Consider the following 26,264-nt stretch of genomic DNA (forward strand, 5'->3'; position numbering starts at 1 on the left):
AGTCAATACCGTCGAATCGCCGCCCGTCGGGGAGCCAATCGAGCTGCGGTTGCAGTTGCCCACAGCACTTGACGATCGTTTACCATCTCCTGAAGCGCAAGCAAACGTATCCGGAAATTACAATCATCTTTTTACATCTTTTTAGGCCTCGGGGTCGATCCCCCATAAAAAACACAACCTTCCTGTCCTGCTTGGTTTCATATTCGCTTATGGACGCCGAAAAGTAAATCGCTTTGGAGGACATTTTCATAATCATGTTGTGCCCCGCCAGGGGCATGGGGGTTTAAACTTTGAATAAAAATCGAGTTTTTTACAATCTCATGGTCATTTGTATCCAGATCAGCTATTACAAAAATAATTGTACAGCAACTTATGCCCCCGGCGGATCAGCCGCCAGCCACGTCTACCGCTTTTTGGCCTGCGAACCAAGGTAGCCTTCACATGCTTCACATGCCCAAGGGTGGTGGCTTAAGCTTTTCGTTTCGCTTGACTTACTGCACCCTCCGGGTCCAAATGCCAAAACCCCGCTCGCGTTGTGTGAGCGGGGTTTTGCAATATCGCCTGATTGCGGCCTGCTATTTGCGATGTTTGATCGTCGCCTGGGCGGCTGCCAGTCTGGCGATGGGCACGCGGAACGGGGAACAGGATACATAGTTCAAACCGGTCTTGTAACAAAACTCGATCGAGCTTTTCTCTCCCCCGTGCTCGCCGCAAATGCCCAGTTTCAAATCGGGCTTCACACTGCGGCCGAGCTGCTCGGCCATCTGGATCAGTTTGCCGACCCCGGTTTGGTCGAGCACGGCGAACGGGTTGTCGGGCAACACTTTGTGCTGCACGTACTGATGCAGGAATTTGCCTTCCGCATCGTCGCGTGAGAAACCGAACGTCGTCTGCGTCAGGTCATTTGTGCCGAACGAGAAGAAGTCCGCCTCGGTCGCAATTTCGTCGGCCGTCAGGGCGGCGCGCGGAATTTCGATCATCGTGCCGATCGTATACTCGAACCGCTGGCCGGTTTCTTCCATCACCTGGTTCGCTTTTTCCACCACGAGCTCGCGCATGATCCGCAATTCGTTGACATGGCCGACCAGCGGAATCATCACTTCCGGCCGGGCGTCAATCCCTTCCTGCCGCAATTTGGCGGTCGCCCGGAAAATCGCCACCACCTGCATCTCGTAGATTTCCGGGAAGGTCATGCCCAGACGGCAGCCGCGGTGTCCGAGCATCGGGTTGAACTCATGCAGGGCGCGCACTTTCCGCAGCAAATTTTCTTTTTCGCGAATCTGTTCACGGTCTGCATCTTCCTGCATGCGCAGTTTGGTCAATTCGACCAGCAACTCCTCCAGGTTGGGCAAAAACTCGTGCAGCGGCGGGTCCAGCAGGCGAATCGTCACCGGCAGACCTTCCATCGCCCGCAGGATGCCTTCAAAATCCCCCTGCTGCATCGGCAGCAGCTTGTCGAGCGCTCGTCGGCGTTCTTCATCCGTTTCCGCCAAAATCATCTCCTGCACGATCGGCACCCGGTCGATCGCCATGAACATGTGCTCCGTCCGGCACAACCCGATTCCCTGTGCGCCAAACTCGCGCGCCTTCAAAGCGTCCTCCGGATTGTCCGCGTTGGCCCGCACGTCGATCTGCCGGACTTCATCCGCCCATTCCAACAACTGCTTGAACTCAGGCGACAGCACCGGATCGATCAGCGGCACTTCCCCCAGCAGGACACGGCCGGTGGCGCCGTCAATCGAGATCCAGTCGCCTTCCTTCACCACGTGGTCGTCAACGGCAAACTGTTTCGCGCGCAGGTCGATGCGCAGCGATTCGCAGCCGCAGATGCACGGCTTGCCCATACCGCGGGCGACTACTGCCGCATGCGAAGTCATCCCGCCGCGCGATGTGACGATCCCTTGCGCCGCCACCATGCCGTGAATGTCTTCCGGCGTGGTTTCCGGCCGCACCAGGATCACTTTTTTGCCTTCGCCCGCCAATTTATCGGCCAGGTCGGCGTCAAACACCACCTGCCCGGACGCCGCCCCGGGCGAGGCGGGCAGCCCTTTGGCGATCACCTGCAATTTTGCATCCGGATCGATTCGCCGGTGCAACAGCTGGTCCAATCCGTCCGGATCGACCCGCAGCAGTGCCTCTTCCTTGCTGATCAGTCCTTCCGCCACCAGGTCGACCGCGATTTTTACGGCTGCCGGTGCTGTCCGTTTGCCGCTCCGCGTCTGCAGCATGTACAATTTTCCCCGTTCGACGGTAAACTCGATGTCCTGCATGTCCTTGTAGTGTGCTTCCAAACGGGCGGCAATCTCTTGAAACTGCTGGAAAATCTCGGGCATGATCTCTTTCAGCGCGGAGATCGGCTGCGGCGTGCGGATTCCCGCCACCACATCTTCCCCTTGCGCATTCACCAGAAACTCCCCGTACAGCTCTTTTTCACCCGTGGAAGGATTGCGCGTGAACGCCACGCCGGTGCCCGAATCGTCCCCCATGTTGCCGAATACCATCATCTGGACGTTGACGGCCGTTCCGAGATCGTCCGGAATCTTGTTGATCCGCCGGTAGACGAACGCGCGCTGGTTGTTCCACGACAGGAACACGGCTCGGATGGCCCGGTCCAATTGCACAGACGGATCTTGCGGAAAATCGTCCTTCGTTTCTTTCCGCACCAGTTCCTTGTAACGTGCGATCACATCCTGCCAGTCTTCCGCCGTCAATTCGGTGTCATGCCGAACCACTCTCGTCTCTTTCACCTGATCGAGAATCTGTTCAAAATGATAATGATCGACCCCCAGCACCACATCGCTGAACATCTGGATGAAGCGGCGGTAACAGTCATAGGCGAAGCGAGGATTGCCGGTCAGTTCGGCCAGCCCCTTGACCGTTTCGTCATTCAATCCGAGATTGAGGATCGTGTCCATCATGCCGGGCATCGAAAAAACGGCCCCCGACCGAACCGACACCAGCAGCGGATTGGCGGGGTCGCCCAATTTTTTGCCGACCCTTTTTTCCAGTTCCGCCAGCGCGGCGTCGATCTGTTGCTGAATCTCCGGCGAAATCGTCCGGCCGGCACTGTAGAACGCGTTGCACGCTTCCGTCGTGATCGTGAACCCTGGCGGGACCGGCAGTCCGGCCCGCGTCATCTCCGCCAGGTTCGCTCCTTTTCCGCCGAGCAGCGATTTCATGTCGGCACGTCCTTCATCGAACAGGTACACGAATTTTTGGTTCATCAACCTCTTCCTCCCCCGCGTTTCAGAATGTCCATCACAATGTTGGCCGTCTCTTCCACCGCTTTGTTCGACACGTTAATAACGGGACAGCCGATCTTGCGCATCAATTTTTCCGCGTAATCCAACTCTTGCAAAATCCGGTCGAGATTGGCATAGTTCGCCTGCGCCTTCAAACCGAGCGCCTTCAGCCTCTCTTGCCGGATGAGGTTCAGTTCGTTCGGCGAGATCGTCAGGCCGATGATTTTTTTCGGAGAAATCTGGAACAGTTCTTCCGGCGGCTCCACCTCCGGGACCAGCGGGACGTTGGCGCATTTGATCCGCTTGTGGGCCAGATACATGGACAGCGGCGTTTTCGATGTGCGGGACACCCCGATCAGCACCAAATCGGCCCGCAACAGACCGCGCGGGTCTTTGCCATCGTCATATTTGACCGCGAATTCGATCGCTTCCACCCTGCGGAAATAGTCGTCGTCCATTTGGTGAACAAGCCCCGGGCGGCGCTTGGGTTCGAGTTGAAACACATTCTGAAACGCATCGAGCATCGGCCCCATAATGTCCACCAAATAGACGTTTTGCCGTGCCGCCTCTTCCAGGATAAACTCCCGCAGGTGTGGCAGCACAAGAGTGAACGCGACAAATCCGTTCACTTCCTTCGCCGCTTGGATCACTTCTTTGATCGGTTCTTTGTCGTCCACATACGAGACGCGGCGGATTTCCACCCGCCCCCCGTCAAACTGGCTGGCGGCAGCTCGCACCACAAATTCGGCCGTTTCGCCGATCGAATCGGATACCACGTACACGATCGGTAATTGTTCCTTCACGCTTCCATTCCCCCTCCAACACACTCCCATCAAAGTGACACGATTCTACTCCCACAAAAGCGACGCGGATTCTCCGCAGCATCTTCCGAATCCTTGCGCCAAGTCGTGCTTTGATGGAGCAGCGAATCAAGTTATTGAGATCTTGTCAGATTTCCCGGTTGCTTCCGAGTTCCACGAAGATTTTGGTGACGGTTGTTTTGGTAAAGCGCCCGATCACTTCGTACTCCTTCCTGTCCGCATTCAGGACTTTCACCACAGGCAGCGAATCGATCGCGTTGTCCACCAGTTTTCTGGCCGCTTCGTAGACGTTGTCCTCGCCTGTGACGGTGATTACGTTCGGCATCCGGGTCATCACGAGTGATACGGGTATCGCGTGGGTCTCCTGTTTACCGATCGCCACTTTCAACAGATCCTTGCGGGAAATCACGCCGGCCAGAATCCCATGCTCCTTGACCACGGCCAAATTCCCGACATCCTCCACGAACATCGTGACAATCGCGTCATACACGGTCGCGCTCTCCGGGATCACGACCGGCACTGCCTTGTGGTCCTTGACCAGCATTTTGCGCAGTTGTTCGCCAAAGATTTCGCTCGATTTTTTTCCCGCATAAAAATATCCGACCCGCGGCCTCGCTTCCAAAAAGCCGGCCATCGTCAGAATCGCCAAATCAGGGCGCAACGTGGCTCGCGTCAAATTCAGCTTTTCCGCGATCTGCTCGCCGGTGATCGGCCCTTCACGGCGCACGATCTCCAAAATCTGCTGCTGTCTTGCTGACAATTCGATGGTCAACACCACCTTTGAAAAATGTAACACAGAAATGTGACATACTTTATGTTGATGTTAGCTATATAGTATATACTATATCATTGCCCCATTTTCTGCTAGACCTAAATTGCATGAAAATGCAGATTCCTGCTACACTGGCCATACGAAAACGCTCGTGTAGATCGGAGGCAGACACTGATGGAAATCGAAACGATTTATCAAACCTATAAGCCGCTTCTGTTCTCAGTCGCCTATCGCCAACCCGGAAGCTTTTCAAACGTTGCTGAAGCTGGAATGCCAGAAGACGCCCAATGCCGCTCTGCGGCAAGGGCGTCTTCCGTCTATCAATTCGGTTGTCCGGAGTTTGCATGCAAAAACCGCTGCAATTCGCCGCGGATAGCCTCCGCCGTGTCCAGTTCCAGCACTTGGGCGGCCAGTTGCTTGCACTCCGCCTGCCGTAACCGGGCGATCTGACGCTTGATCCTGCTGATCGAACCAGCATCCATGCTCCATTCATCCAACCCGAATCCCAGCAGTAGCGGAACCGCCAGCGGATCGCCCGCCATACCTCCACACATGCCGACCCATTTTTCCGCTTGGTGGGCGGCTGCAATCACCGATTGGATCAGCCGGAGCACGGCGGGGTGAAAAGGATCATACAAGTAGGCCACATGTTCATTCATCCGGTCAACCGCCAGCGTATACTGTACCAGATCATTCGTTCCGATGCTGAAAAAATCGACCTCCCGGGCAAACCGGTCGGCCAGCAGAGCGGCCGAGGGAACTTCGATCATGATGCCCACTTCCAGCGACCGGTCGTAGGCGATGCCCGCTTCCTCCAACTGTTGGCGAGCCTTTTCATAAATCGCCTTTGCCCGGTGCCACTCCTCCAGGCCGGAAATCATCGGAAACATGATTTTCAGTTTGCCATACGCGCTCGCCCGCAAAATCGCCCGGATTTGGGTCAACAGCAGCGTCTCGTTCCCAAGGCAAAGGCGGATCGCCCGGTAGCCGAGGAACGGATTCATCTCTTGCGGCAGCGAGAGGTATGGCAGCTGCTTGTCCCCTCCGATGTCGAGCGTGCGGATCACAACCGGGCGCTCGCCCATGGTCTCTGCCACTTGTTTGTATGCCCGGTACTGCTCCTCCTCGTCCGGCATCCGGTCGCTGTGCATAAACAGAAATTCCGTTCTGTATAGCCCGATCCCCTCTGCGCCTTGTTCCAGCGCGACCCGCGCCTCTTCCGGCGTACCGATGTTCGCAGCGATCTCGACCCGTATGCCATCCTGCGTGACGGCCGGGTTGCCCGCATCGCGTTTCAGTTGATCCTGCTGCTCCTGCTCCAGCCGCATTTTTTCCTGATACTGCGAGAGGGTCGCTGCATCCGGTTCGACGATGCAGACGCCGGACGCGCCGTCGATCACCAGCAGGCTGCCATTGCGAATCTTGTCCAACTGTTCACCGACCCCGACCACCGCCGGGATCCCCACCGAGCGGGATAAAATCGCCGTATGCGAGGTTTTCCCCCCTTTGCGGATGACAAACCCGAGAATATAGCGTTTGTCCAACTGGACCGTCTCGGAAGGCGTCAGGTCATCGGCCACAAGGATCACCGGTTCGCCGATGTCTGACAGGGAGGTCTGGTGGCCACCCTGCAGATTGGCCAGCAGGCGGTTGCCGACATCCTTCACGTCCACCGCTCGTTCGCGCAAATACTCAGACTCCATCGCCGCAAACAATCCGCTGATCCGTTCGACCACCTGGAGCACCGCCCGTTCGGCTGAGTAGCGCTCTGTGACGATCCATTTTTCGATCTCCGGATAAAACGCGGGATCGTCCAATATGCTTTGCTGTCCGGCCAAAATGACCGCCTTTTCCTCCCCCGCCATGCGCCTGGTGCGTTCGACCAGTTCGCCCAGTTGACGGATACTTGTCTCCTTGGCATGCCGCAGCCGTTCCAGCTCATTCTCAATCTCCGCTTCGGCGATCGATTGCCGCACCGCTTCCCGCCTCACGGTGGAGGGATCCAGGACGAACGCTTTCCCTACCCGGATCCCATCCGATACGCCGATTCCCTGCAATTTGGTTTCCGCCATTATTCTTCACCAAACTTGCTTTCCACCAATTGCGTCAAGGCTTCCAGCGCTTCCCGCTCGTCCGCCCCGTCCGCCTGAATCGTCATTTTCGCACCCTTGGCCAGTCCCAAGGTCATCAAGCCCAAGATGCTTTTGCCGTCCACTTTCACGCCTTTTTCGTTGATCACGTAAATCGTGGCGGCAAATCGCCCGGCTGTGTGCACAAACTGCTGGGCGGGGCGAACATGAAACCCCTCCGCATTCTCGATGGTCACTTCTCTTGTCAGCATACCGATTCCTCCTGCTTTTAAAGTGCCTCTAATGCTGCGATCACGTCGTTGGCAGATGCGGCTTCCGCCAACCGGTTGCGGAACGATTCATGCATCAGTTTGCGGGAAATGGCCGCCAGCACTTGCAGATGTTCATTGTCGGCATGCGCCTGCGGAACGGCGATCAAAAACACCATCGACACCGGTTTTCCATCAAGCGAATTCCAGTCGACCGGTTCGCTCAATTTGGCGAACGCAAGCCCTGGACGCGCCACCCCTTCCGACTTGCCGTGCGGAATCGCCACGCCAAATCCGACGCCGGTAGAGCCGGTTTGTTCACGTTTCATGACGGCTTCCACAAACGCGGCCGCATCTGTGACATAGCCAGCGTCCCGCATGGCGGCCGCCAATTTTTCGATACATTGCGGTTTGCTTTCTGCATCCAGCGGCAACAGGACCGTTTCCGGCCTGATCAAAGCAGTTAGATTCAAGTTGGTTTCCTCCCCACTGTGACATTTCTGGTTGCTTCTTTGTACATTACATTGGCTTGCTTCGCTTCAACGCATTCACCAGGAGCGCCGTGATAACCGTACCGATCACGATCGCCAGCGCATACAAGCCGAGCTTACCGACCGTATTCGGAATCAGCAGTACGAAAATACCGCCATGCGGAGCACGCAGCGTCGCGCCAAACAGCATCGACAACGCGCCTGTCACAGCAGAACCGACCATGATCGAAGGAATCACGCGGAACGGATCGGCCGCCGCGAACGGAATCGCTCCCTCTGTAATAAACGAAATCCCCAGCACTCCGGCCGCTTTTCCGGCTTCCCGCTCCTCAGGCGTGTATTTGCTGCGTCCGATCAGCGTCGCCAGCCACAGGCCCAACGGCGGTGTCATACCAGCTGCCATGACGGCCGCCATCGGCTCATATACATTGCTGCCCAGCAGACCGACGGCAAACGTATACGCCGCCTTGTTTACCGGACCTCCCATGTCGAACGCCATCATCGCCCCTAGCAGCAGGCCCAAAAAGACCGCATTGGTCGAACTGAGCCCCTTCAGCCAGTCGGTCAGTCCGGTCATAATCGCCGTCACTGGCTTCCCGATCACATACGTCATGAGAAGCCCGACCGCAAGCGTCGCCACAAACGGGATGATCAAAACCGGTTTCAAGCCTTCCAGATTTTTCGGCAGCTGAATCCTATCCCGCAGCCATTTTGCAATATACCCCGCCAAAAATCCGGCGATGATCCCGCCCAGGAAACCCGCGCCGATCTTGGAAGCCAGCATGCCCCCGACCAACCCGGGCGCCAGGCCAGGCTTGTCGGCGATCGAGAAAGCGATAAATCCAGCGAGAATCGGCACCATCAGGGCAAACGCCGCGCCTCCCCCGATGTCCATCAATATAGCCGCCAGTGTTCCTTTTTCCTTGAACGCCTCAATTCCGAATACAAACGAGATCGCGATGATCAGTCCACCCCCATCGCCCCGCGGGTTTCCACTTTCAGCTCGACGTTTTTTTCGCTCGCCGCCTGCTGCAGAGCTTCTGCAGCCATGTAGGTGTGGGCAATTCCTGTCGGACAAGCGGTAACAGCCAAAATTTTTTTCATTCTCTTTGCCCCTTTCGTTTTGTTTGCGTTGCAGGTCTTATAAGTGAACGACATGCACCCTTGCAATGCTGTTTTCGACTTCCTCCAGCGTGCACACCTGGGTGCCAAATTTGGAAGCAGTCACCGTTCCCGCTGCCGTCCCCCAAATCGCCGTTTCGCGCAACGATTTGCCGGTCAGCAACGAATACACGAGCGCCGCCACCATCGAATCGCCCGCTCCGACGGTGCTTTGCGGGGTAATCGAAAACGGGAACACGCGGTACGCCGCATCCGCGTCCATCACCAACGACCCGTCGCCGCCCATGGAAATCGCCACCAGCGAGACACCCTGCTGCAACAATTCCCGGCCGGCCGCCACGATCTCCGCTTCACTGTCCAATTTTCGCCCCATCCATTGCTGCAATTCGAACAAATTGGGTTTGACGGCGAACGGCTTCGCCAGGATCCCTTGCCGCAGCGGGGTGCCGTCCGCATCAAGGACAGTGCGGACCCCCCGTTCATTGGCCATCTCAATGTAGTCCCGGTAAATGTGATCCGGAGCCCCCGGCGGCAGGCTGCCGCCCACCACCAGCACCGCGGCGTGCTGCAACAAATCAGCCAACTTTTCGCGGAAACGGTGTAAATCATCGGCGTGTACCGTAAAACCGGGGTCGTTGATTTCGGTGGTGATGCGCGTTTGCTCATCGTAAATCTTCAGGTTGGTGCGGGTTTCGCCCGACACCTCCAAAAAATCGACGGAAATCCCCTGTTCCTCCAACTGTTTCACCAGCCACCTTCCCTGCGCGCCGGCCATCAGCCCGGTAGCCTTCACATCCACCCCGAACTGGTTCAATACCTTCGCTACATTGATGCCTTTGCCGCCCGGATCTTGGCGCATTTGCCGTACTCGGTTCAGGCCGCCGATCTGCAACCGCGGCAAAATCACCGTTTTGTCGAGTGCCGGGTTGAGAGTGACGGTGACGACAAATCGGTTCATCGGCTGTTCCTCCCTACGCATGTACAAGATGGACGTCCACCCCCAATCTCTCCAACTGGTCGACGACACCGGCGGGCACAGCATCATCAATGACAATCTTGTCGATTTCTTGCAAATCGGCCACTTTGGCAAACGCCACTTTCCCGATCTTGCTGTGATCCGTAAGCAAAATCACCGTTTTGGCCGCTTCAATCATCTTCCGTTTGACCGCCGCCTCCAACAGGTTCGGTGTGGTCAGTCCCTCCGCCGGATGCAAGGCGTTCGTCCCCACAAACGCTTTGTCCACCCGGATCCGGATAAGGGATTGCTCGGCGAACGGCCCCACCATCGCCAGGGTTTCCCGGCGCAGGCTGCCACCGGTGAGGATCACCTCGATACCTGCTGCATCCCGCAGTTCCTGCCCGATCATCAAGGAGTTGGTCACCACCGTCAGCCGGCTAAACGTTTTCAACTCTTTTGCCAGATGATAAGTGGTGGTACCCGAATCGAGCAGAATGGTGTCGCCCGCTTCAATCATCTCCGCCGCCCGCCGGGCGATCGCCTGCTTCTCCTTGAGAAACTGGTCCTCTTTTTCCCCATAAGTCGGCTCAAAATTGACGCTTTGCAGAGAAATAGCTCCACCGTGCGCCCGGCGCAGCAGTTTCGCCTCTTCCAGCTCTTTCAAATCCCGCCGGATGGTGGCCTCGGATACCTCAAACAGTTGGCTCAGCTCCTGCACGGAAGCCCGCGAATGCGCTTGCACATACTCGACGATTTTCGTTTTTCGCTCTTCTCCGTACATCTGCCCACAACCTCATCTGATTGTTTGCTTGCATAAATTTGATCGTTTATGATCGTTTGTGTTCATTTATGATTATAGTCGATATTTTTCTTCGATTCAACAAAAAAATCGGAAGGGCAGAGAATGGCCACAAGCAGCCTGCTGCAACCCACGCCCGGCAGCCGAAAAAAAAAAAAAAGAGGGCTGCGTTTCGACGCAACCCCCAGTCGATCACCCGAGGTGAAGGCGGGCCATCCGACAAATATTTTACTTCGCCTCGGCAGTTACCTTGTTTTGAACCCCGAGGCTGCGTGTTACGAGGCTTACGGCCAGCAGCACGGCCACATTGACAAGCATGGCCACGATTCCGACGTTCAGGTCCTGCACCGCCTGCGGCAGGGACGGAAATAATGTGCCGATTGTGGTGTTGCTCAGCGTAATATACGCTACGGTTGCCACACCCACCATGATTCCGGCGAACGCTCCCTGTTTGGTGACAAAGCGCCTTTTGAACAGGCTGAAGAGCAGCGCCGGGAACAACTGTGTCACCAGGCTGTAGCCCATCAGGAGCAGTGTGACGATCGCACTGCCGCCCTGCAGAGTAAAGTATACGGAAATCAGCGCCACGACCGGCACCAGATACTTGGCCAATTTTGCAACCTGTTGGTCGGATGCGGACGGAACAAGCACTTGATAGACGTTTTTTGCAAGCAGGGTGGAGGCGGCCATCAAAATCATCGAACCGGGCACGAGGGCGGTCAGCAAGCCGGCTGCCCCGATCAATCCGACCAGCCACGGGTCAAATGTATGTTTCGAGATTTTCAGCAATGCAAGGTCGGCGTTTGCTCCTTTCAGACCGGGAACCTGCAGGATCGCCGCAAAACCGACAAAAAACACAAACAGCAATACAAGTTGGTAGAGCGGCATGACGATCGCATTCTTGCGAAACACTTTTTCGTTTGTCGCCGAATAGACAGAGCCGAACGTGTGGGGCCACATATAGAAGCCAAGTGCTGTCAGGAGAACAGTCGAGACAAACCAGGAAACGCTTTGCCCTTTTTCCGGAAGCGTCAGAAATCCGGGCTTGGCGGCATCAATCGCTTGAAACATCGGCTGGATTCCGCCATAGTAATGAATCGGCAGATAGATGCCAAGAAACAATACGATTCCCAGAATCATGATGTCTTTGACAACGGCTGTCCAGGCGGACCCGTGAATGCCGGAGATCATCACGTAAGCCGTGACGGCAATCGCGCCAATCCAGATCGCGGCTGTCGGCGTGATGGAACCGTACGATGCCTCGGATACAATGATGCCCAACCCCTTCAATTGCAACACCAGGTAAGGCACCAGCGCCACGATGCCAACCAGCGAAACCAGAACCCCAAGCGACCGGCTTTTGTACTTGCTTGCGAAAAAATCCGATTGCGACATCAGTTTGTGCTCTTTCCCGTACTTCCAGATGGCAGGAAGCAACCAGTAGGAGATGATATACGCCAAGCAGCCATACGCGATTATATAGAAGGCCGGACCACCTTTTCCATACGCCCAGCCGCTTCCGCCAAGAAACGTGAAGGTTGTGTAAATTTCGCCGGCCATTAACAGAAACACAAACAGTGTACCAAACCCCCGGCCGCCGACAGCCCATTGTTCCAGGTTCATATCCTTGCCTTTTCGCGCACGAATCCCAAGGTACAAAGAAAGCAGCAGAAAACCGAAAATCAGAATCAATGCGCCATTCATCGAGTCTCACCTTCCTTGTTTGCCGGATCCAGTTTGAACACGATCGCCATGATGACAGATGTAAGAACCACCCACATGACGATCCAGAAAAGGAGAAACGGCATGCCAAGCACATAGGGAGCCGTTTGATTGACAAATGATACGCCACCCAGAATCGCGAGGAACGGAAGCAATGCCAGCACATGATAGATTTTCATCTTGGTTCACCTCCGGTTTCGATTACAACAACGATTTACGACAACAATTTGAACGTTGCGTTCACAAACATCTTGACTCCATTTTCCAGAGCATCCTCATCGATTGTAAAGCGGGGATGATGGTGTGGATACACGATGCCTTTTTCCCGATTGCCTGCCCCCGTATAGAAGTAGGTGCCGGGAGCTTTTTGCTGGAAAGCGGAAAAATCTTCTCCTCCCATGTTGGGGCGCATCATGTCAAGCGCCTCCTCGCCAAATACTTCACGAACGGTCTCTTCAATGACGCGAGTCACATCCTCATCGTTCACGACAGGCCGATACCCGAACTCATATTTGAACTGGTAGGAAGCCCCGTGAGCCTCCGTGATCCCTTTGACAATCCGCTCCATGAGACTCGGTACCGACTGCCTGATGCCGGCGTCAAAACTGCGGACCGTTCCACAGATTTCAACCGAACCCGGGATCACGTTATGTGTAGTGCCGCCAACAAATTTGGTGACGGAGACCACCAGATTGTCCAATGGATCGGTATTGCGGGAAACGATGTGCTGCAGATTGGTCACCACCTGGGCAGCGATCGCGATCGAATCGACCGTTTGGTGCGGCAGAGCGGCATGCCCTCCCTTTCCAACAATGGTGATCCAGAACGTATCCGGAGCAGCCATCATCGGACCGTAAACGACTCCGATCTTTCCGGTTTCCAGCGGTGTCCAGAGGTGTGTCCCGATCACCAGGTCCACACCGTCCATCACGCCCGCTTGCACCATTTGTTCCGCCCCGCCGGGGAAGAGCTCCTCCGCATGCTGGAACAGGAAGCGCACTTCACCCCTGATCTGATCCTGCAGACCGGACAAAATTTTGGCGGTTCCCAACAGCATGGCGGTATGGCCGTCATGTCCGCAGGCATGCATTACCCCCGGGTTTTGAGAAGCGAATTCAAATGTGTTTTCTTCCTGAATCGGCAGTGCATCCATGTCTGCGCGAATCGCCAGCACCTTGCCGGGTTGTGCCCCGATCAGGCGGGCCATTACACTCGTTTTTGTCGGTCGGGAAAGTTCCAGGTTGCCGAACGACTGCAGTGTTTCGTAGACGAATTGGGCCGTTTTTTCCTCCTGAAAAGACAATTCCGGATGCTGGTGCAAGTACCGCCGCCACTTGACAACGTCCTCTTTCACCGTTTCGACCAAGCTGTTCAGATCGCCGCTTGTCATGCGAATCCCCCCAAAAAGCGATGGTTGTTTCGATCCAATCGCCAAATTCTTGCATTAAAGGTCCATTTACGGTCGTGTCCATTATATAGCAATTCCGTTTTTTATGGAAGTGGTGATTTTTCAGACAATGAAAAACGAAAGACAGGATATTTCTCATGTATCCTGTCCGAGCGAGATCCGGTACAGTTTTCTAGGGCGTCCCCGGGGATGCGGGTTTTCTTCGCCAACGACCTGCGCCAATCCTTTTGCCTCCAACTCCATTAAAATCCGGCGGGCGCTTCTCGGCAAAATCTGCATATATTGCGCCAATTCGTACGCATTGATTTCCTGCTTGCCCATTTTCTTCATAATCGATGCCAGTTTGCTCAATGTGGCGACGCTTAGGGATGTCTGGCGGCTGATCGACTGCAATTTTTCCGATACATAGGAATAGCTGATTTGCTCCTGCTTTCCCAACGGGCCGGCGATCATTTTATCGTCAAACACGACCATCCATGAACCTTTTCCCGCCTGTTTGGCGTGCAGCAACGCTTTCCCCGCGTTGATTTCAGCTTCGTATGCCGTTTGCCCGATTCCGATCCCGCACGTTACGATTTCCTGATTGATTTTATAGATGTCGTCGAGCTCCGGAGCAACGGTAAAGTTTCCCGTAATGTCCCGCAGCAGACCACGCGTGGTAAAAATCACATACCGGCCGGGTCCCGCCGCTTTCAGGGAACCCTGCACTTTTTTCGTGTATTTGAGAAGTTTCTCGGTCATTTTGATTTCAATCTGGTGTATTTCGTCGGTGGAGAACGCCTCTGCGGCCAACCCGCCAAAGGAATCGATCTCAATCATCTGCACCGCGATCTGACTGTCCATAAAGCGAAACACTTCATTCGTGCGCAGCATCAGGTTCAAGATCGAATGGACGGCTGACCGGGTCGGAAGCACCCGAAATACCGGCACTCCCATCCGCTGCAACGCAAGATGGGCCGATCGCAAAAATGTCACCGCCGCTTTTGTCTGGCCGGCTTTCCATAGATCATAATGGTACTTGGCCAACACGTCCGCCTGAATTTCTCCCGGGTAATGTTTCAAAAATACCGGTTTTGTATTGATCTCCACTTCATCAAAAATCCGATTCAGTTCTGATGGATGAAACGTATCAAAACTCAGTTCGTCAATTTTGATTTTATGTTCATATGTGATATGCAGCAACGTTCGATACAGGCCTGAGCCGGTATGCGGCACGTAGAACATGGGACGGGCAATGCCTCCCCATTCTTTTGCGATCGAATAGGGAACCTGCCCGGAGAACAGCCACATGTCAACGTCATGGATATGGGGTTTCAGTCTTTCGATGACCTCTTCCTCTTTCCAGTAGACAATCGGCAGGCAATCGAACTCTACATGCTCGCTGACTACAGTTTGAATGATTTCAATCGAGTCGTCGGCGCCGAACAAACCCAGTCGAATTTTCATGCATGACACCTCTCTCTGTTCGCATTTAGTATAAAGGATTTCCAACAAACCGGTAAACTCGAGGCAGACAACGGAGACATGGATAGGGCTGTTGACAACGAGCAGGGCTGTCCCAAAGGTTTGGGACAGCCCCATGTGCCGCCGCTCTTTGCTTCGCGCGGAAGACCCAGCAACAGTCCGCACGCAAAGTTCGATGCTACAATTCAACCATATCGTTGGCACCGGTCGCTTTCCGGAAACCGGATTTCCATTTTCCATAAAAATAGAGAGTATACCCGAGAGCCATTACCATCGGAATCCCATGCAGCAGCCCCACCACGACAATCGGTTCAAATTTGTCAAACAACAGCGAGGAGATCACCATGCCCACCCCGAAACCGATTGTCAGCAGAGCGGTGGATACGCCAATTACGCGTCCACGTTTTTCATCCGTAACCATCTGCAACCGGGAATTGAAACAAATGCTTGAAACGCCATCGGAAATTCCGGCCAGGCAGGCAAACAGTAAAATCAGATAATAGGAAAAAACATCCACAAACACCAATATAAAGAAGAGGGACATCAAAAACGTCGAAATTCCGAACAGAAATTCGTTCTGCGCTTCACTTTTGGGTTTGAACCATTTGGCCATTCCCCGGGAGGCGATCAAATAACCGATTGCCCAACAGGTCCAGATCAAGCCCATATACAACGAAGGATGATCCGGATCAAGCCGGGTGGAATAGACAGGAATGCCGACATTATGGGATCCGGAACCGAATGTATCCATCATGCGGATGAACATCACAGCCAGCAATACCGGCAGCGCGCGAAGAAATAGGTAAGTGGTTCCCACTTCTTTGAATAACGATGCTTTTGCGTGCGCCGCATGGCGGTTTTCGCTGGTTCGGATAGGCAGCCACAACAGGTTGGCTGCCGACACGAGATAGCTGATGGCATCAACCGCAAATATCGTTTGATAACTGAAAAAACTAAGCATGATGCCAGCAGTCAGCGTTCCGATCAAAAGGGAAACCGATTGGAGAGAGTTGATCAGCGCGTTGGCTTTGATCAACGATTCATCTTTCGCGATTACAGGTATGCTCGATTGCAGAGCAACGTTAAACATGCTCCCGAATACGCCGGTCACGGCAGCGACCATGTACAGCAGTGGAAGCTGCCAATCGGCAGGACTGAGGACAAGAGCGAGCAACGCGATGCTTCGTACCACATCCGAGAGAATCATTAAAGATTTGCGGTTCATTCGATCGGCCAGGACACCGGAATAAAAGCCCGCCAAAAAACCGCCCAGCAGGCGAACGGCCATAAAGATCCCCATCTGAAAAGCGCTTCCGGTCAATATGTATACATACAAATTGAGTGCCACCATGTCGAGAGAGCTGCCGATGTCGGAGATGGTCTTGCCTGCAACCAATAGATGAAAATGGTTCAATTTCCCTATGCAGAACGACTGTTTTTCCTCTGTCAATTGCTTGTTACCTCCTTATTGTTATCAAACTATTCAATTTTTATTATATTTTCTTAATCATGATTATAGTTTGTTTTTCCAGGAAAGTCAAGTTCTCGTCAAAGCACTTGATAGATAATAACTTTATCTGTTTTTATAAATAGATACAAATCTATTCGTTTGAACCTTTTTGTACCTAACACCCGGCAGATCAAGGTCTGATGCTTCAGTTAAACAATTCATGTATCAGCCGGAGGTATGCAGGCAAAAATAAAAGGAGCTGCCCGCCGCTTTGGACAGCCCCATGGTGCATCGCCTCGTTACGCTAAAACTTCACTTTTTCCGCCAAATACTCCTTCAGCTCGCGGATCGGCATGCGGACCTGTTCCATCGAATCGCGTTCGCGGACAGTGACCTGGCCGTCTGTTTGCGAGTCAAAGTCGTAAGTGATGCAGAACGGGGTGCCGATCTCGTCCTGCCGGCGGTAGCGTTTGCCGATCGAGCCCGTTTCATCAAAATCGCAGTTGAACTCGGCCGACAGCACTTCATAAATCTTGTACGCTTCCTCTGAAAGCTTCTTCGACAGCGGCAAAATGGCCGCTTTCACCGGAGCGAGCGCCGGATGGAAGCGGAGCACCGTCCGCTTGTCGCCTTCGCCGAGCTCTTCCTCATCGTACGCGTCGATCAGGAACGCCAGTGTCACGCGGTCCGCCCCCAAGGAAGGTTCGATACAATAGGGAATAAATTTCTCGTTGGTTTCCGGATCGAGATAGTGAAAATCCTCGCCAGAATGCTCCATGTGACGCCGCAGATCAAAGTCGGTCCGGTCGGCGATCCCCCACAGCTCACCCCATCCGAACGGGAACTTGTATTCGATGTCGGTCGTCGCGTTGCTGTAGTGCGACAATTCCTCCGGCGAATGGTCGCGCAGGCGCAGATTTTTCTCCGTCATGCCGAGGCCGAGCAACCACTTGTAGCAAAACTCACGCCAGTATTCGAACCATTTCAGGTCATCGCCCGGCTTGCAGAAAAATTCCAGCTCCATCTGCTCGAATTCGCGGGTGCGGAACGTAAAGTTGCCGGGCGTAATCTCGTTGCGGAAGCTCTTGCCGATCTGCCCGATGCCGAACGGCAGCTTTTTGCGCATCGTCCGCTGCACGTTTTTGAAGTTGACAAAAATGCCCTGCGCCGTCTCCGGCCGCAAATAGATTTGATTGGCGGACGTCTCGGTCACGCCCTGGAACGTTTTGAACATCAGGTTAAACTGGCGGATGTCGGTAAAATCCTTCGCGCCGCAGTCCGGGCAGGCGATGTCATGCTCCTTGATCAACCGCTGCATCTCTTCGAACGACAGTCCGTCCACCACCATCTCAATGCCTTTTTCGGCCAGCGCATTTTCGATCAGTTTATCCGCCCGGTGGCGGGCTTTGCAGTTTCTGCAGTCGATCATCGGATCATTAAAGTTGCCGACGTGACCGGATGCCACCCAGGTTTGCGGGTTCATCAGAATCGCCGAATCAAGCCCCACATTGTAGGGACACTCCTGGATGAACTTTTTCCACCAGGCCTTTTTCACATTGTTTTTCAACTCAACGCCCAGCGGTCCGTAATCCCACGTGTTGGCCAGCCCCCCGTAAATCTCCGAACCGGGAAAAATAAACCCCCGATGCTTCGCCAACGCAACGATTTGATCCATCGTCACTTTCTGTTCGCTCATTGCTTCACACCCCTCCTGCAAAAGATACCCGGCCGCTTCCGTGCGGGCAAAAAAATCACTCCCGCCCCCCGCATCCGAGATGCAGGGACGAGAGCGATCTCCCGCGGTTCCACCCTACTTGGCGCTCCATTCGCGCCCGCCTTCATTCCCATTCGGCTCCGGACCGCCGTTCATAAACCGTCCATACCAGGCTCCCACCATCCCCGGCTCGCTGTCATGGCAATCGTTTACTACTCCTGTCCTTCACAGCCGACATATGTAACTGTTGGCATGAATCATACCAAACGAAACGAGCAAAGTCAATGGTGCAGCCCGTATTTGTTGAGTTGATCGAGGAATTGCCGGGACTTTAGAGAAATGCCGCCCTGTTCCTCGAGATATTGCCGGTGGATTTTATCCAATTGCAGTTTTACGTCTTCCCCCACCTTCACCTGGCCCAGCCGCGCAATATCGACGATCTGGAACAACCGGAGCAATTTGTGTGTCGCCGGTTTCATCCAGATCGCAATGGGATCCGCCTCGTGACATGGTTGACAGAGCGGTCCGGCCAGCCGAATCGAGAAGCGAACGGCTACATCCAACCGGTTTCCGCAATGGGCGCATTCCGTCAAGTTGGGTTGAATGCCCGCGGCAAACCACATTTTGCTTTCAAAAATCCGCAACAGAATGTCCGGATCTTTGCCCGCCACCAGGTGACGAAACATGTGCAGCAAAAGCGGAAACGAGCCCGGGATCGGCTCGCGCTCGACGAAAATCAGATCCGCCAACTCGGCCATGCAGACGGCATAGGCAGACAGATACAAGTCTTCGCGGATCGCTCGAAACGAATCGAGCACCTCCGCCTGCGATGCGGAAAACATGCCGGAATTTCCGCCATACACCAGCCATTGTCCATGCACAAACGGCTGGCAAACGGAAAAGAACCGCGATTGCGGTTTGTTGGCTCCTTTTGCCAGAACAGCGATTTTGCCGTATTTCGCTGTCAGCAGCGTGACGATTTTGTTGGTTTCCCCGTAGTCGATCGCCCGAAGCACAATGCCTTCCGTCTTTTCCAACCCGTACGCCTCATTTCTTTCCCATCTGTCTTCGAAAAGTTGTATTCGGGATTCCACGGGGAAAATCCTTTATTCTCCGTCTATTCTTCGTCGGCCGGATCCTCTTCACTGGATGTCGCTGAGACTTCGTTGTGACTGCCTACAGTTTCGCATGCCTTGTACAGCAGATACGCGTCGATCTCACCGGTTGCACAGAAATAGCGCCACGAAAAGTCTCGCACGTCGCTCATCCTTTCTGGGGCGGGTTTTGCGAGGTCGTTCGTAACGTTAGAGTCTACGGAACCGGCAGGGTCTATGCAAAGGAAATCTTCCCAGAAAAGGAACCCCGCTGCTACTCATTGTCGGTGAACCCGAAATTGCGCAGCATCAATTCCCGGTTGCGCCAATCCTCCTTGACTTTCACCCACAGTTCGAGATACGTCCTCGATCCGAGCAGATGCTCGATGTCCTCGCGTGCCCGCTTGCCGATCTCCTTCAACATGGTGCCGCGCTTTCCAATCAAAATCGCTTTTTGCGAATCCCGTTCCACGTAGATCACCGCATGGATGTACAGCAGTTCTTTCTCTTCCCGGTACTGCATCTGTTCCACTACCACAGCAACCGAATGGGGAATTTCCTCCCGGGTCAGGTGCAGCACCTTTTCCCGAATCAGTTCGGCAACAACAAACCGCTCCGGATGGTCGGTCACCTGGTCTGCGGGATAGTACTGCGGGCCCTCCGGCAAATAGTTGAAAATCAGCGAACGCAGGCGGTCGACATTTTCCCCTGTCAGCGCGGAAATCGGAATGATTTCCCGGAACGGGAAGTCATCTTTGTAGCCGGCGATCCGTTCCAGTGCCCGTTCCCGCGATACCGCGTCGATTTTGTTGATCAGCAGAAACACCGGTGTGTCGACCTTGCGCAGCTGTTCCATGATAAACTGGTCCCCCGGCCCCTTTTCTTCCGTTGCGTCGATGAGCATACAGACCAGATCCACTTCATTCAGTGTGGTGATCGCCGTGCGGACCATGTAATCACCCAGTTTGTGATGCGGTTTGTGAATGCCGGGTGTATCGAGAAAAACGGCCTGGCCCGTCTCCGTCGTATAGACGCCGCGGATCTTGTTGCGGGTGGTTTGCGGTTTGTCTGACATAATCGCCAGCTTTTGCCCGATGATCTGGTTGAGCAATGTCGATTTTCCGACATTCGGCCGGCCAATCAGTGCGACAAATCCTGATTTATAGTTGGCTTGCGCCATGCAAATCCTCCTTTGCAAACGAGAATGGTAGAAGTTCGCCTACGGTTGTTTCCTTCCGGTCTCCCTGCAGATTGCTGAGAATGACTTTCGTATCCGGCCGGCAGAATTCGGCCATCACCTGCCGGCACGCGCCGCAGGGCGGAACCGGGCGGGGCGTGTCCGCCACCACCGCGATCATTCGGATCTCGGCCGGTCCTTCCGACAGCAGTTTGAAAATGGCCGTACGCTCGGCGCAATTGGACAGTCCGTAAGACGCATTTTCGATGTTGCAGCCGGTCACAACCTTGCCATCCCGGGTCAAAACAGCAGCACCCACCGGAAAATTCGAGTACGGGACGTACGCTTTGTCCCGCGCCTGTTTGGCCAACTCGATCAAGTGTTCTGTCGTCATCCTATCCCCTTCCCCGTGTCACCCATGTCCGAATAATAAAATACAAAATCATGACGGGCCCCAAAGCGACCAGATACCATTCGATCGTCTGCCCTGGCAGGGGGCGCAGCCGCAGCGGCCAAAATTTGTCGTGAAACACCAAAAGCCCGACGATGATCGCGTGCAGCGCCGCCAGCAGCACCGCCGCGGCCGCCGTATCCTTCGCGATCTTGGCGAGCTTGTGGTAATCAGCGGTCACCAGATCGACCAATGATTCAATCGCAGTATTTGCAAGTTCCGCCCCGATTACCAAAACGATCGCAAAAAACACGAGAATGATCTCCGACCTGGACACATCGAGCACCAGGCAGAAGATCATTACGACAAACGCAATCGCAAAATGGATCTGCATATTTCGCTGTGTGGCCAATGTATAGGTGATTCCCTCCGAGGCATACCGGAGGCTGTTCAGAAATCCCTGCAGCCACCGCATACGTTCACCCTCTTGCCAGACCGATGTTCTCCAGGATCGCCTCCTGCCGGCTGAACATTTTCTGCTCATCCGCTTCTGTCAGATGGTCATATCCGATCAGATGCAGGAAGCCGTGAACCGTCAGAAACGCCAATTCCCGTTCGACGCTGTGGCCGTATTCCTCCGCCTGCCGGATCGCGGTCGGCACCGAGATCACGATGTCGCCAAGCGGTTCCGCTTCCACCTCTTCTTCCTCCCCAAACAAAATGTCCGGCTCCTCTTCATACGATTCCAGCAACGCGAATGAGAGCACGTCGGTCGGAGCGTCTTTTTGCCGGTAGGTGCGATTCAGGTCGCGGATCGTCTCGTCGTCGACCAGCGACACGACCACTTCACCCGCTTCGATCTGCTCGTAAGCGGCCGCCGCCCGTACCGCTTTTGTCAGCAGCTCCGCTACATCAAACGAAAAAGCGGCGTTCACTTCATCGACAATTTCCACGATCACGCGTGTATCTTGTATGTTCATCGAATCCTCCTGTTTTCCTAAGACTTGGCAGCAGGCGGATCGGGATACTCGATCCGCGCGTGATAGATCCCGTTCAACGCCTTCATCAGAGCACTCGCAATTTTGTCCAAGTCTTTCAAAGTCAGATCGCATTCGTCCAGCTGCCCGTCGTTCAGTCGGTCCTTGATGATTTTCCGGATCACCGCTTCAATCCGGTTCGGATTGGGCCGGCTCATCGAACGGACGGCCGCTTCCACCGAGTCGCAGAGCATGATGATCGCCGCTTCCTTCGTCTGCGGCTTCGGCCCCGGATAGCGATAGTCGTCGATGTTGACGCTCTGGTTTTTCTCCTGTTCCAACGCCTTGTTGTAAAAATACCACAAGACGGTGGTGCCGTGGTGCTGTTCGCAAATATCGCGAATCGGTTTCGGCAGCCGGTATTCTTCCTGCATTTCCACCCCGTCCCGCACATGCGACGTGATGATCAGGTGGGACAGGCTCGGCGCCACCTTGTCATGCGGATTTTCCCGGCCGTTCTGATTTTCGATAAAGAACATCGGCCGCTTCGCTTTCCCCACATCGTGAAAATAGCCGCCCACCCGGCACAACAGCGGGTCGCCGCCGACCATTTCCGCCGCCGTTTCCGCCAGGTTGCCGACGATCAGGCTGTGATGGTAGGTGCCGGGCGCTTCCATCAGCAATTTTTTCAGCAGCGGATGGTTCGGGTTGGACAGTTCCAGCAGGCTGATCGGCGTCAGAATCCCGAACAGGCTTTCCAGAAACGGCAGTGTCCCGATCGTCAGAATGCCGGACAGCAAACCGTTGGCCAACCCGAACAGAAGCGCCTGCAGCAACCCCTGCCAGGTAAAATTGACCGACGACAGCAGCGACTGTACAGTAGCGATCGCCAGCAGGTTGACGCCGGCGATGATAAAGGCGGCCCGCATCAGCACCAGCCGGTGTTTAACCCGGGCGACCGCAAACACGCCGGTCAGCGCGGAGACGATGCCGACAAACAGATACTCAAACCGGAAATCGAACAACAGCGCCGTAAACAAAGAAAAAATGATACTGCCGATGATTGCCAGCGGCGCGTCAAACAGGATCGTCAATAACATGGTACCCATCGCAAGCGGCGCCAGATACCCGATCGCCTGCAGGTTGAGCGGGGCTGCAAGCGATACGATTTTCATGACGGTCGCCGTCAGCAGGATCACCAGACTGAGCAGCAGCAGCAGGTGGTTGTTGGCCGCCAGTCTGGATCGCGCGATCCGCATGTACACTTCCAGAAGCGCCAGCGAGAACAGCAGAAGCAAGGCCAGTCCGACGTAGATCTTGTAATTCGGTTGTTCCGCGAGCAGTTTCAGGTCGCGCAGCAGGCCCAATTTTTCCTGGGTGATCAGCTCGCCCTTGCGAACGATCAGGTCGCCTTTGAAAATCCGGACTTCCTGCACTTCCCGCTTCGCCTTTTCCCGCAATTCTTCCGTTTGTTTCTGGTCGTACACCATGTTCGGCCGCAGCGAGGTCAGCACCAGATCGCGGATCACCATGCGGGCGTCCGCCGGCAGGTCGATGCCTACCAGCTTGCTGTCAAGTACGGCGGGAGCGGTCGCCAGCGATTCTTCCGGAAAGCTTTTACCCAGAAAGAAGCTGATCAGGCTGTCCGTTTCGTTTTTCACCCGCGCCAGCTGGTTCGGCGACATCGCCAACAGCTTGTCCAGAATCTGGTCCCTGACGGCGATCGGTACTTTTTGCAGCTCCGCCTTTTTTTGCTGTTGCGCCAGGTTCGGATCGGCGATCACCCGCTGCGCCACATCGAACAGGTTGTTGACGGTGGCCAGCGCCTTCTGCTCGACGGTCGGATCCAGATTGTAGACTTTTTGCACGTTGTCAGCGGCCTCCCGCCGCTTCTGTTCGGTTGCTTGCGTGTTGATGGCGTCCGTCGGCGCCTTGATGTCCTCTTGCGCAATATCGCCGACCTGATAATTGTAGCGGGTCGGTGTCACATTCCCATAGAACAGAAAGAACAGGCACAAAAACAAAACCGCATAGATCGCGGCGCGCATCCCGTTGCTGCGGACCAGTTCCGGTGTCAACGTAATCTGGCGGATGTTTTTCTCCAGCTTCAAAGCCATTTCACTCGACTCCTTACTTCCCGCTGCTGGTTTTTGCGACAGGCTGTTCGTCCGCTTTCGCGTAAGCGGCGATGATTTTTTGCACCAGATGGTGCCGCACGACATCCTGTTCGGTCAGGAAGACAAAGGAGATCTCCTTGATCTCCCGCAAAATTCGCAAGGCCTCGTTGAGACCCGACAGTTTGCCGCGCGGCAGATCGATCTGCGTGATGTCACCCGTGATCACCATTTTCGAACCGAATCCCAGCCGGGTGAGGAACATTTTCATTTGTTCGGGAGTGGTGTTTTGCGCTTCGTCCAGGATGACAAACGAATCCTCCAGCGTCCGCCCCCGCATGTATGCCAAAGGCGCCACTTCGATGATTCCGCGCTCCATGGCTTTCTGCACGTTTTCCGTCCCCATCACGTCATACAACGCATCGTACAAAGGACGCAGGTAGGGATCGACTTTCTCCTGCAGGTCGCCGGGCAGGAACCCCAGGTTTTCTCCCGCTTCCACCGCCGGTCGGGTGAGCACGATTTTGTTGACCTGACCTTTCTTTAAGGCCATGACCGCCATCACGACCGCCAGGTACGTTTTGCCGGTGCCCGCCGGTCCGATGCCGAAGACGATGTCCTGTTTGCGAATCGCCTGGATATAGAACCGCTGTCCCAACGTTTTGACGCGAATCGGTTTGCCTTTGCTGGTCGTAGCGATCTGTTCGCTGAACAGTTCCAACAGTTCCTCGGCCGCACCCTGTTTGGCCATTTCAATCGCGTAGCCGATCTCCCGTTCCCCGACCGCGGTTCCTTTTCGCACCAGTTGCGCAAGAACGTCGAACAAATGCTCTAGCGTATCCACTTCATCCTGCGTGCCGCTGACCGTAATCTCTCCGCCCCGGACTACGATTTTGGCGGAAAAATCAGCCTCAATCCGCTTCAGGTTGGCATCGTTCGGACCAAAGATCTGGATCGCCTCCTGGTTGGATTGCAGGGAAATTTTACGGGTCGCTGTATCCAATCGTTTCTCTCCTTCTCCAAGCGGTAAACTAGAAAGGTTGAGGTTTGCCTATATCCTCTATGACTTCGCTTAAAACTGTTGTATATAGATTACCATGCTCGATTCTCGAATGTAAAATGATTTGCCGGTCGATTCGCCCTTTTCCTCCGATTTTCGCCATCACATCTTCCGCCGCGCGATGTTTCGCTTCCGCTTCCGCTTGTTCCTTGCTCAGCGAGATTGTTTCTTCCTGCGCTTCCTTGACGGTGACTTCCCGGAACCGGATGGGCAGTGTAAACGAACCGACATGAAATTCCCGGTCGATCGCCTGTTCCTCGAAACGTCTGTACGGCGTATGGCCATACCCCCATACCTGGACGGGAAACGACCCGAACATCACAAAATTTTTTTTGAAAGAATGCCCCGTATAGACCTGCCGCACCAGTTCCAGCGGGACACGCATCTCGGTTCTCTCCCATACCCTCGCCTCGACCGTTCCTTTCGCATGGACAAACGTCTTGCCGTCTTCCAGACTGCCGGAGATCAGAATTTCCCCCGGCTTGACCGTTTGCCCCGGCCGCACCTGGGCAATCCCTTTTTCCGGCAGAATCTTTTCGATCACACCCGGCTTTGCCGCCACGATGTGCTGCGGTTTGCTCGGCTGCGGGTCGGGAGGGGACACTTTTTCCATCACCTGAATGCGGACCTTCGTGCCGTGAATGCTGACACCCACCCAGGACAGCTCGGGAACTTTGTCCAAAATTTCGGCTTGCAAAACATCCGCAGCAGGCAGCCGGCCGATCCACGCCCCTTTCCGGATCCCGGTCGCTTCGGCGGCCGCAAGGATCGTTTCCGGCGACAGTTTTTTCGCACCTTCCACTTCCACCGACCAGATCACCGACGTTAACGTATACAACAGCGCCACAAACACCAGGCAGCCGGCGACGAATGATTTTCTGCGGCGGGCCCGCTGCAGCAGGAACGGAAAGCCCGTCCGTTTTCCGAAGTGAATTTTGCAGCCGGTCTGCCGCAACAACGGGCGAAGCCGGCGAACATCGGTGCGCAGGATCGTCATCTGCAGGCTGCCGTTCGCCCCGTACAGAATGTCGCGAATCCAGATCCCTTCCCGACTGGCCAAATTCACCAGCGTCGCAAGCTGTTTCCCGCTGACCGTCACGATCACGTACCCTTTATAATAATCCAACAAAATCCGGTTTAACATCCCCCG

Annotated in this window: 23 protein-coding genes and 2 pseudogenes; 1 reads left to right on the forward strand and 24 read right to left on the reverse strand. The window is 54.9% G+C overall.

Going from position 1 to position 26,264, the window contains the following annotated elements; all coding sequences use genetic code 11:
• A pseudogene (locus tag C230_RS23890) lies at positions 1–119 on the forward strand (IS110 family transposase); the annotation flags it as partial.
• A gap of 456 nt (positions 120–575) precedes the next feature.
• Here C230_RS23890 and ppdK read toward each other — a convergent pair.
• The 24 genes and pseudogenes from ppdK to yqfD all read right to left on the reverse strand — a co-directional run bounded on the left by ppdK (position 576) and on the right by yqfD (position 26,258).
• On the reverse strand, positions 576–3,224 hold the full coding sequence (gene ppdK / locus C230_RS0109545; protein ID WP_018131813.1) for a pyruvate, phosphate dikinase: 2,649 nt from the start codon (positions 3,222–3,224) through the stop codon (positions 576–578).
• Positions 3,224–4,075, reverse strand: coding sequence for a pyruvate, water dikinase regulatory protein (locus C230_RS0109550; RefSeq protein WP_051074236.1), 852 nt, complete (start codon positions 4,073–4,075; stop codon positions 3,224–3,226). The genes ppdK and C230_RS0109550 overlap by 1 nt, the downstream gene beginning before the upstream one ends.
• 115 nt (positions 4,076–4,190) lie before the next feature.
• Positions 4,191–4,835, reverse strand: a complete 645-nt coding sequence (locus C230_RS0109555) for a helix-turn-helix transcriptional regulator (RefSeq protein WP_018131815.1) — start codon at positions 4,833–4,835, stop codon at positions 4,191–4,193.
• Positions 4,836–5,155: 320 nt separating this feature from the next.
• The gene (gene ptsP / locus C230_RS0109560) at positions 5,156–6,907 is read right to left on the reverse strand and encodes a phosphoenolpyruvate--protein phosphotransferase (RefSeq protein ID WP_018131816.1); all 1,752 of its coding nucleotides are present in this window, start codon (positions 6,905–6,907) and stop codon (positions 5,156–5,158) included.
• Positions 6,907–7,176, reverse strand: coding sequence for an HPr family phosphocarrier protein (locus tag C230_RS0109565; protein WP_018131817.1), 270 nt, complete (start codon positions 7,174–7,176; stop codon positions 6,907–6,909). The genes ptsP and C230_RS0109565 overlap by 1 nt, the downstream gene beginning before the upstream one ends.
• Before the next feature lie 17 nt (positions 7,177–7,193).
• A complete protein-coding gene (locus tag C230_RS0109570) occupies positions 7,194–7,646 on the reverse strand; it encodes a PTS sugar transporter subunit IIA (protein ID WP_018131818.1) in 453 nt (150 codons plus the stop codon).
• Positions 7,647–7,692: 46 nt separating this feature from the next.
• Positions 7,693–8,768, reverse strand: a pseudogene (locus tag C230_RS20020) (PTS fructose transporter subunit IIBC).
• Positions 8,769–8,805: 37 nt separating this feature from the next.
• Entirely contained in the window at positions 8,806–9,744 is a 939-nt protein-coding gene (pfkB, locus tag C230_RS0109580) for a 1-phosphofructokinase (protein WP_018131821.1), read from the reverse strand.
• Positions 9,745–9,757: 13 nt separating this feature from the next.
• Positions 9,758–10,525 (reverse strand): DeoR/GlpR family DNA-binding transcription regulator, encoded by a 768-nt coding sequence (locus tag C230_RS0109585; protein ID WP_018131822.1) that lies wholly within the window; start codon positions 10,523–10,525, stop codon positions 9,758–9,760.
• Positions 10,526–10,771: 246 nt separating this feature from the next.
• A complete protein-coding gene (locus tag C230_RS0109590; protein WP_018131823.1) occupies positions 10,772–12,247 on the reverse strand; it encodes a sodium:solute symporter family protein in 1,476 nt (491 codons plus the stop codon).
• On the reverse strand, positions 12,244–12,444 hold the full coding sequence (locus C230_RS0109595) for a DUF3311 domain-containing protein (protein ID WP_018131824.1): 201 nt from the start codon (positions 12,442–12,444) through the stop codon (positions 12,244–12,246). Before C230_RS0109595 ends, C230_RS0109590 begins: the two co-directional genes overlap by 4 nt.
• A 35-nt stretch (positions 12,445–12,479) precedes the next feature.
• On the reverse strand, positions 12,480–13,655 hold the full coding sequence (locus C230_RS0109600) for a M20 family metallopeptidase (RefSeq protein WP_018131825.1): 1,176 nt from the start codon (positions 13,653–13,655) through the stop codon (positions 12,480–12,482).
• Between the two features lie 153 nt (positions 13,656–13,808).
• On the reverse strand, positions 13,809–15,119 hold the full coding sequence (locus C230_RS0109605) for a helix-turn-helix domain-containing protein (protein WP_018131826.1): 1,311 nt from the start codon (positions 15,117–15,119) through the stop codon (positions 13,809–13,811).
• A 196-nt stretch (positions 15,120–15,315) separates the two neighbouring features.
• Entirely contained in the window at positions 15,316–16,587 is a 1,272-nt protein-coding gene (locus C230_RS0109610) for an MFS transporter (protein ID WP_018131827.1), read from the reverse strand.
• A gap of 304 nt (positions 16,588–16,891) precedes the next feature.
• Positions 16,892–18,283 (reverse strand): glycine--tRNA ligase, encoded by a 1,392-nt coding sequence (locus C230_RS0109615; protein ID WP_018131828.1) that lies wholly within the window; start codon positions 18,281–18,283, stop codon positions 16,892–16,894.
• Between the two features lie 299 nt (positions 18,284–18,582).
• Complete coding sequence (recO, locus tag C230_RS0109620) at positions 18,583–19,338, reverse strand: DNA repair protein RecO (RefSeq protein ID WP_018131829.1); 756 nt, start codon at positions 19,336–19,338, stop codon at positions 18,583–18,585.
• An 80-nt stretch (positions 19,339–19,418) separates the two neighbouring features.
• Complete coding sequence (locus C230_RS21990; RefSeq protein WP_018131830.1) at positions 19,419–19,559, reverse strand: YqzL family protein; 141 nt, start codon at positions 19,557–19,559, stop codon at positions 19,419–19,421.
• 110 nt (positions 19,560–19,669) lie between these two features.
• Positions 19,670–20,575: a GTPase Era gene (gene era, locus C230_RS0109630; protein ID WP_018131831.1), complete on the reverse strand. Its 906-nt coding sequence runs from the start codon at positions 20,573–20,575 to the stop codon at positions 19,670–19,672.
• The gene (locus tag C230_RS0109635; protein WP_018131832.1) at positions 20,556–20,966 is read right to left on the reverse strand and encodes a cytidine deaminase; all 411 of its coding nucleotides are present in this window, start codon (positions 20,964–20,966) and stop codon (positions 20,556–20,558) included. The genes era and C230_RS0109635 overlap by 20 nt, the downstream gene beginning before the upstream one ends.
• 1 nt (position 20,967) lies before the next feature.
• Positions 20,968–21,438: a diacylglycerol kinase family protein gene (locus C230_RS20025; RefSeq protein ID WP_018131833.1), complete on the reverse strand. Its 471-nt coding sequence runs from the start codon at positions 21,436–21,438 to the stop codon at positions 20,968–20,970.
• A gap of 4 nt (positions 21,439–21,442) precedes the next feature.
• Positions 21,443–21,943: an rRNA maturation RNase YbeY gene (ybeY, locus tag C230_RS0109645; RefSeq protein WP_018131834.1), complete on the reverse strand. Its 501-nt coding sequence runs from the start codon at positions 21,941–21,943 to the stop codon at positions 21,443–21,445.
• A 17-nt stretch (positions 21,944–21,960) separates the two neighbouring features.
• Positions 21,961–24,057: an HD family phosphohydrolase gene (locus C230_RS0109650; protein WP_018131835.1), complete on the reverse strand. Its 2,097-nt coding sequence runs from the start codon at positions 24,055–24,057 to the stop codon at positions 21,961–21,963.
• Between the two features lie 13 nt (positions 24,058–24,070).
• On the reverse strand, positions 24,071–25,057 hold the full coding sequence (locus tag C230_RS0109655) for a PhoH family protein (RefSeq protein ID WP_018131836.1): 987 nt from the start codon (positions 25,055–25,057) through the stop codon (positions 24,071–24,073).
• A 28-nt stretch (positions 25,058–25,085) separates the two neighbouring features.
• On the reverse strand, positions 25,086–26,258 hold the full coding sequence (yqfD, locus tag C230_RS0109660; protein ID WP_018131837.1) for a sporulation protein YqfD: 1,173 nt from the start codon (positions 26,256–26,258) through the stop codon (positions 25,086–25,088).
• Positions 26,259–26,264 lie beyond the last annotated feature (6 nt).

Source organism: Effusibacillus pohliae DSM 22757, assembly GCF_000376225.1.
In the GTDB taxonomy this organism is placed as follows: domain Bacteria; phylum Bacillota; class Bacilli; order Tumebacillales; family Effusibacillaceae; genus Effusibacillus; species Effusibacillus pohliae.

Excerpts from the sequence above, each read along its gene's own strand:
- C230_RS0109550 (WP_051074236.1), bottom strand. The coding sequence starts at position 4,075 with ATGGGAGTGTGTTGGAGGGGGAATGGAAGCGTGAAGGAACAATTACCG.
- C230_RS0109585 (WP_018131822.1), bottom strand. The coding sequence starts at position 10,525 with ATGTACGGAGAAGAGCGAAAAACGAAAATCGTCGAGTATGTGCAAGCG.
- C230_RS0109635 (WP_018131832.1), bottom strand. The coding sequence starts at position 20,966 with ATGACGACAGAACACTTGATCGAGTTGGCCAAACAGGCGCGGGACAAA.
- pfkB (WP_018131821.1), bottom strand. The coding sequence starts at position 9,744 with ATGAACCGATTTGTCGTCACCGTCACTCTCAACCCGGCACTCGACAAA.
- C230_RS0109650 (WP_018131835.1), bottom strand. The coding sequence starts at position 24,057 with ATGGCTTTGAAGCTGGAGAAAAACATCCGCCAGATTACGTTGACACCG.
- yqfD (WP_018131837.1), bottom strand. The coding sequence starts at position 26,258 with ATGTTAAACCGGATTTTGTTGGATTATTATAAAGGGTACGTGATCGTG.
- C230_RS0109595 (WP_018131824.1), bottom strand. The coding sequence starts at position 12,444 with ATGAAAATCTATCATGTGCTGGCATTGCTTCCGTTCCTCGCGATTCTG.
- C230_RS0109600 (WP_018131825.1), bottom strand. The coding sequence starts at position 13,655 with ATGACAAGCGGCGATCTGAACAGCTTGGTCGAAACGGTGAAAGAGGAC.
- C230_RS0109615 (WP_018131828.1), bottom strand. The coding sequence starts at position 18,283 with ATGAGCGAACAGAAAGTGACGATGGATCAAATCGTTGCGTTGGCGAAG.
- C230_RS0109605 (WP_018131826.1), bottom strand. The coding sequence starts at position 15,119 with ATGAAAATTCGACTGGGTTTGTTCGGCGCCGACGACTCGATTGAAATC.
- era (WP_018131831.1), bottom strand. The coding sequence starts at position 20,575 with ATGGCGCAAGCCAACTATAAATCAGGATTTGTCGCACTGATTGGCCGG.
- C230_RS0109565 (WP_018131817.1), bottom strand. The coding sequence starts at position 7,176 with ATGCTGACAAGAGAAGTGACCATCGAGAATGCGGAGGGGTTTCATGTT.
- C230_RS0109590 (WP_018131823.1), bottom strand. The coding sequence starts at position 12,247 with ATGAATGGCGCATTGATTCTGATTTTCGGTTTTCTGCTGCTTTCTTTG.
- ybeY (WP_018131834.1), bottom strand. The coding sequence starts at position 21,943 with ATGAACATACAAGATACACGCGTGATCGTGGAAATTGTCGATGAAGTG.
- C230_RS20025 (WP_018131833.1), bottom strand. The coding sequence starts at position 21,438 with ATGCGGTGGCTGCAGGGATTTCTGAACAGCCTCCGGTATGCCTCGGAG.
- ptsP (WP_018131816.1), bottom strand. The coding sequence starts at position 6,907 with ATGGCGGAAACCAAATTGCAGGGAATCGGCGTATCGGATGGGATCCGG.
- ppdK (WP_018131813.1), bottom strand. The coding sequence starts at position 3,224 with ATGAACCAAAAATTCGTGTACCTGTTCGATGAAGGACGTGCCGACATG.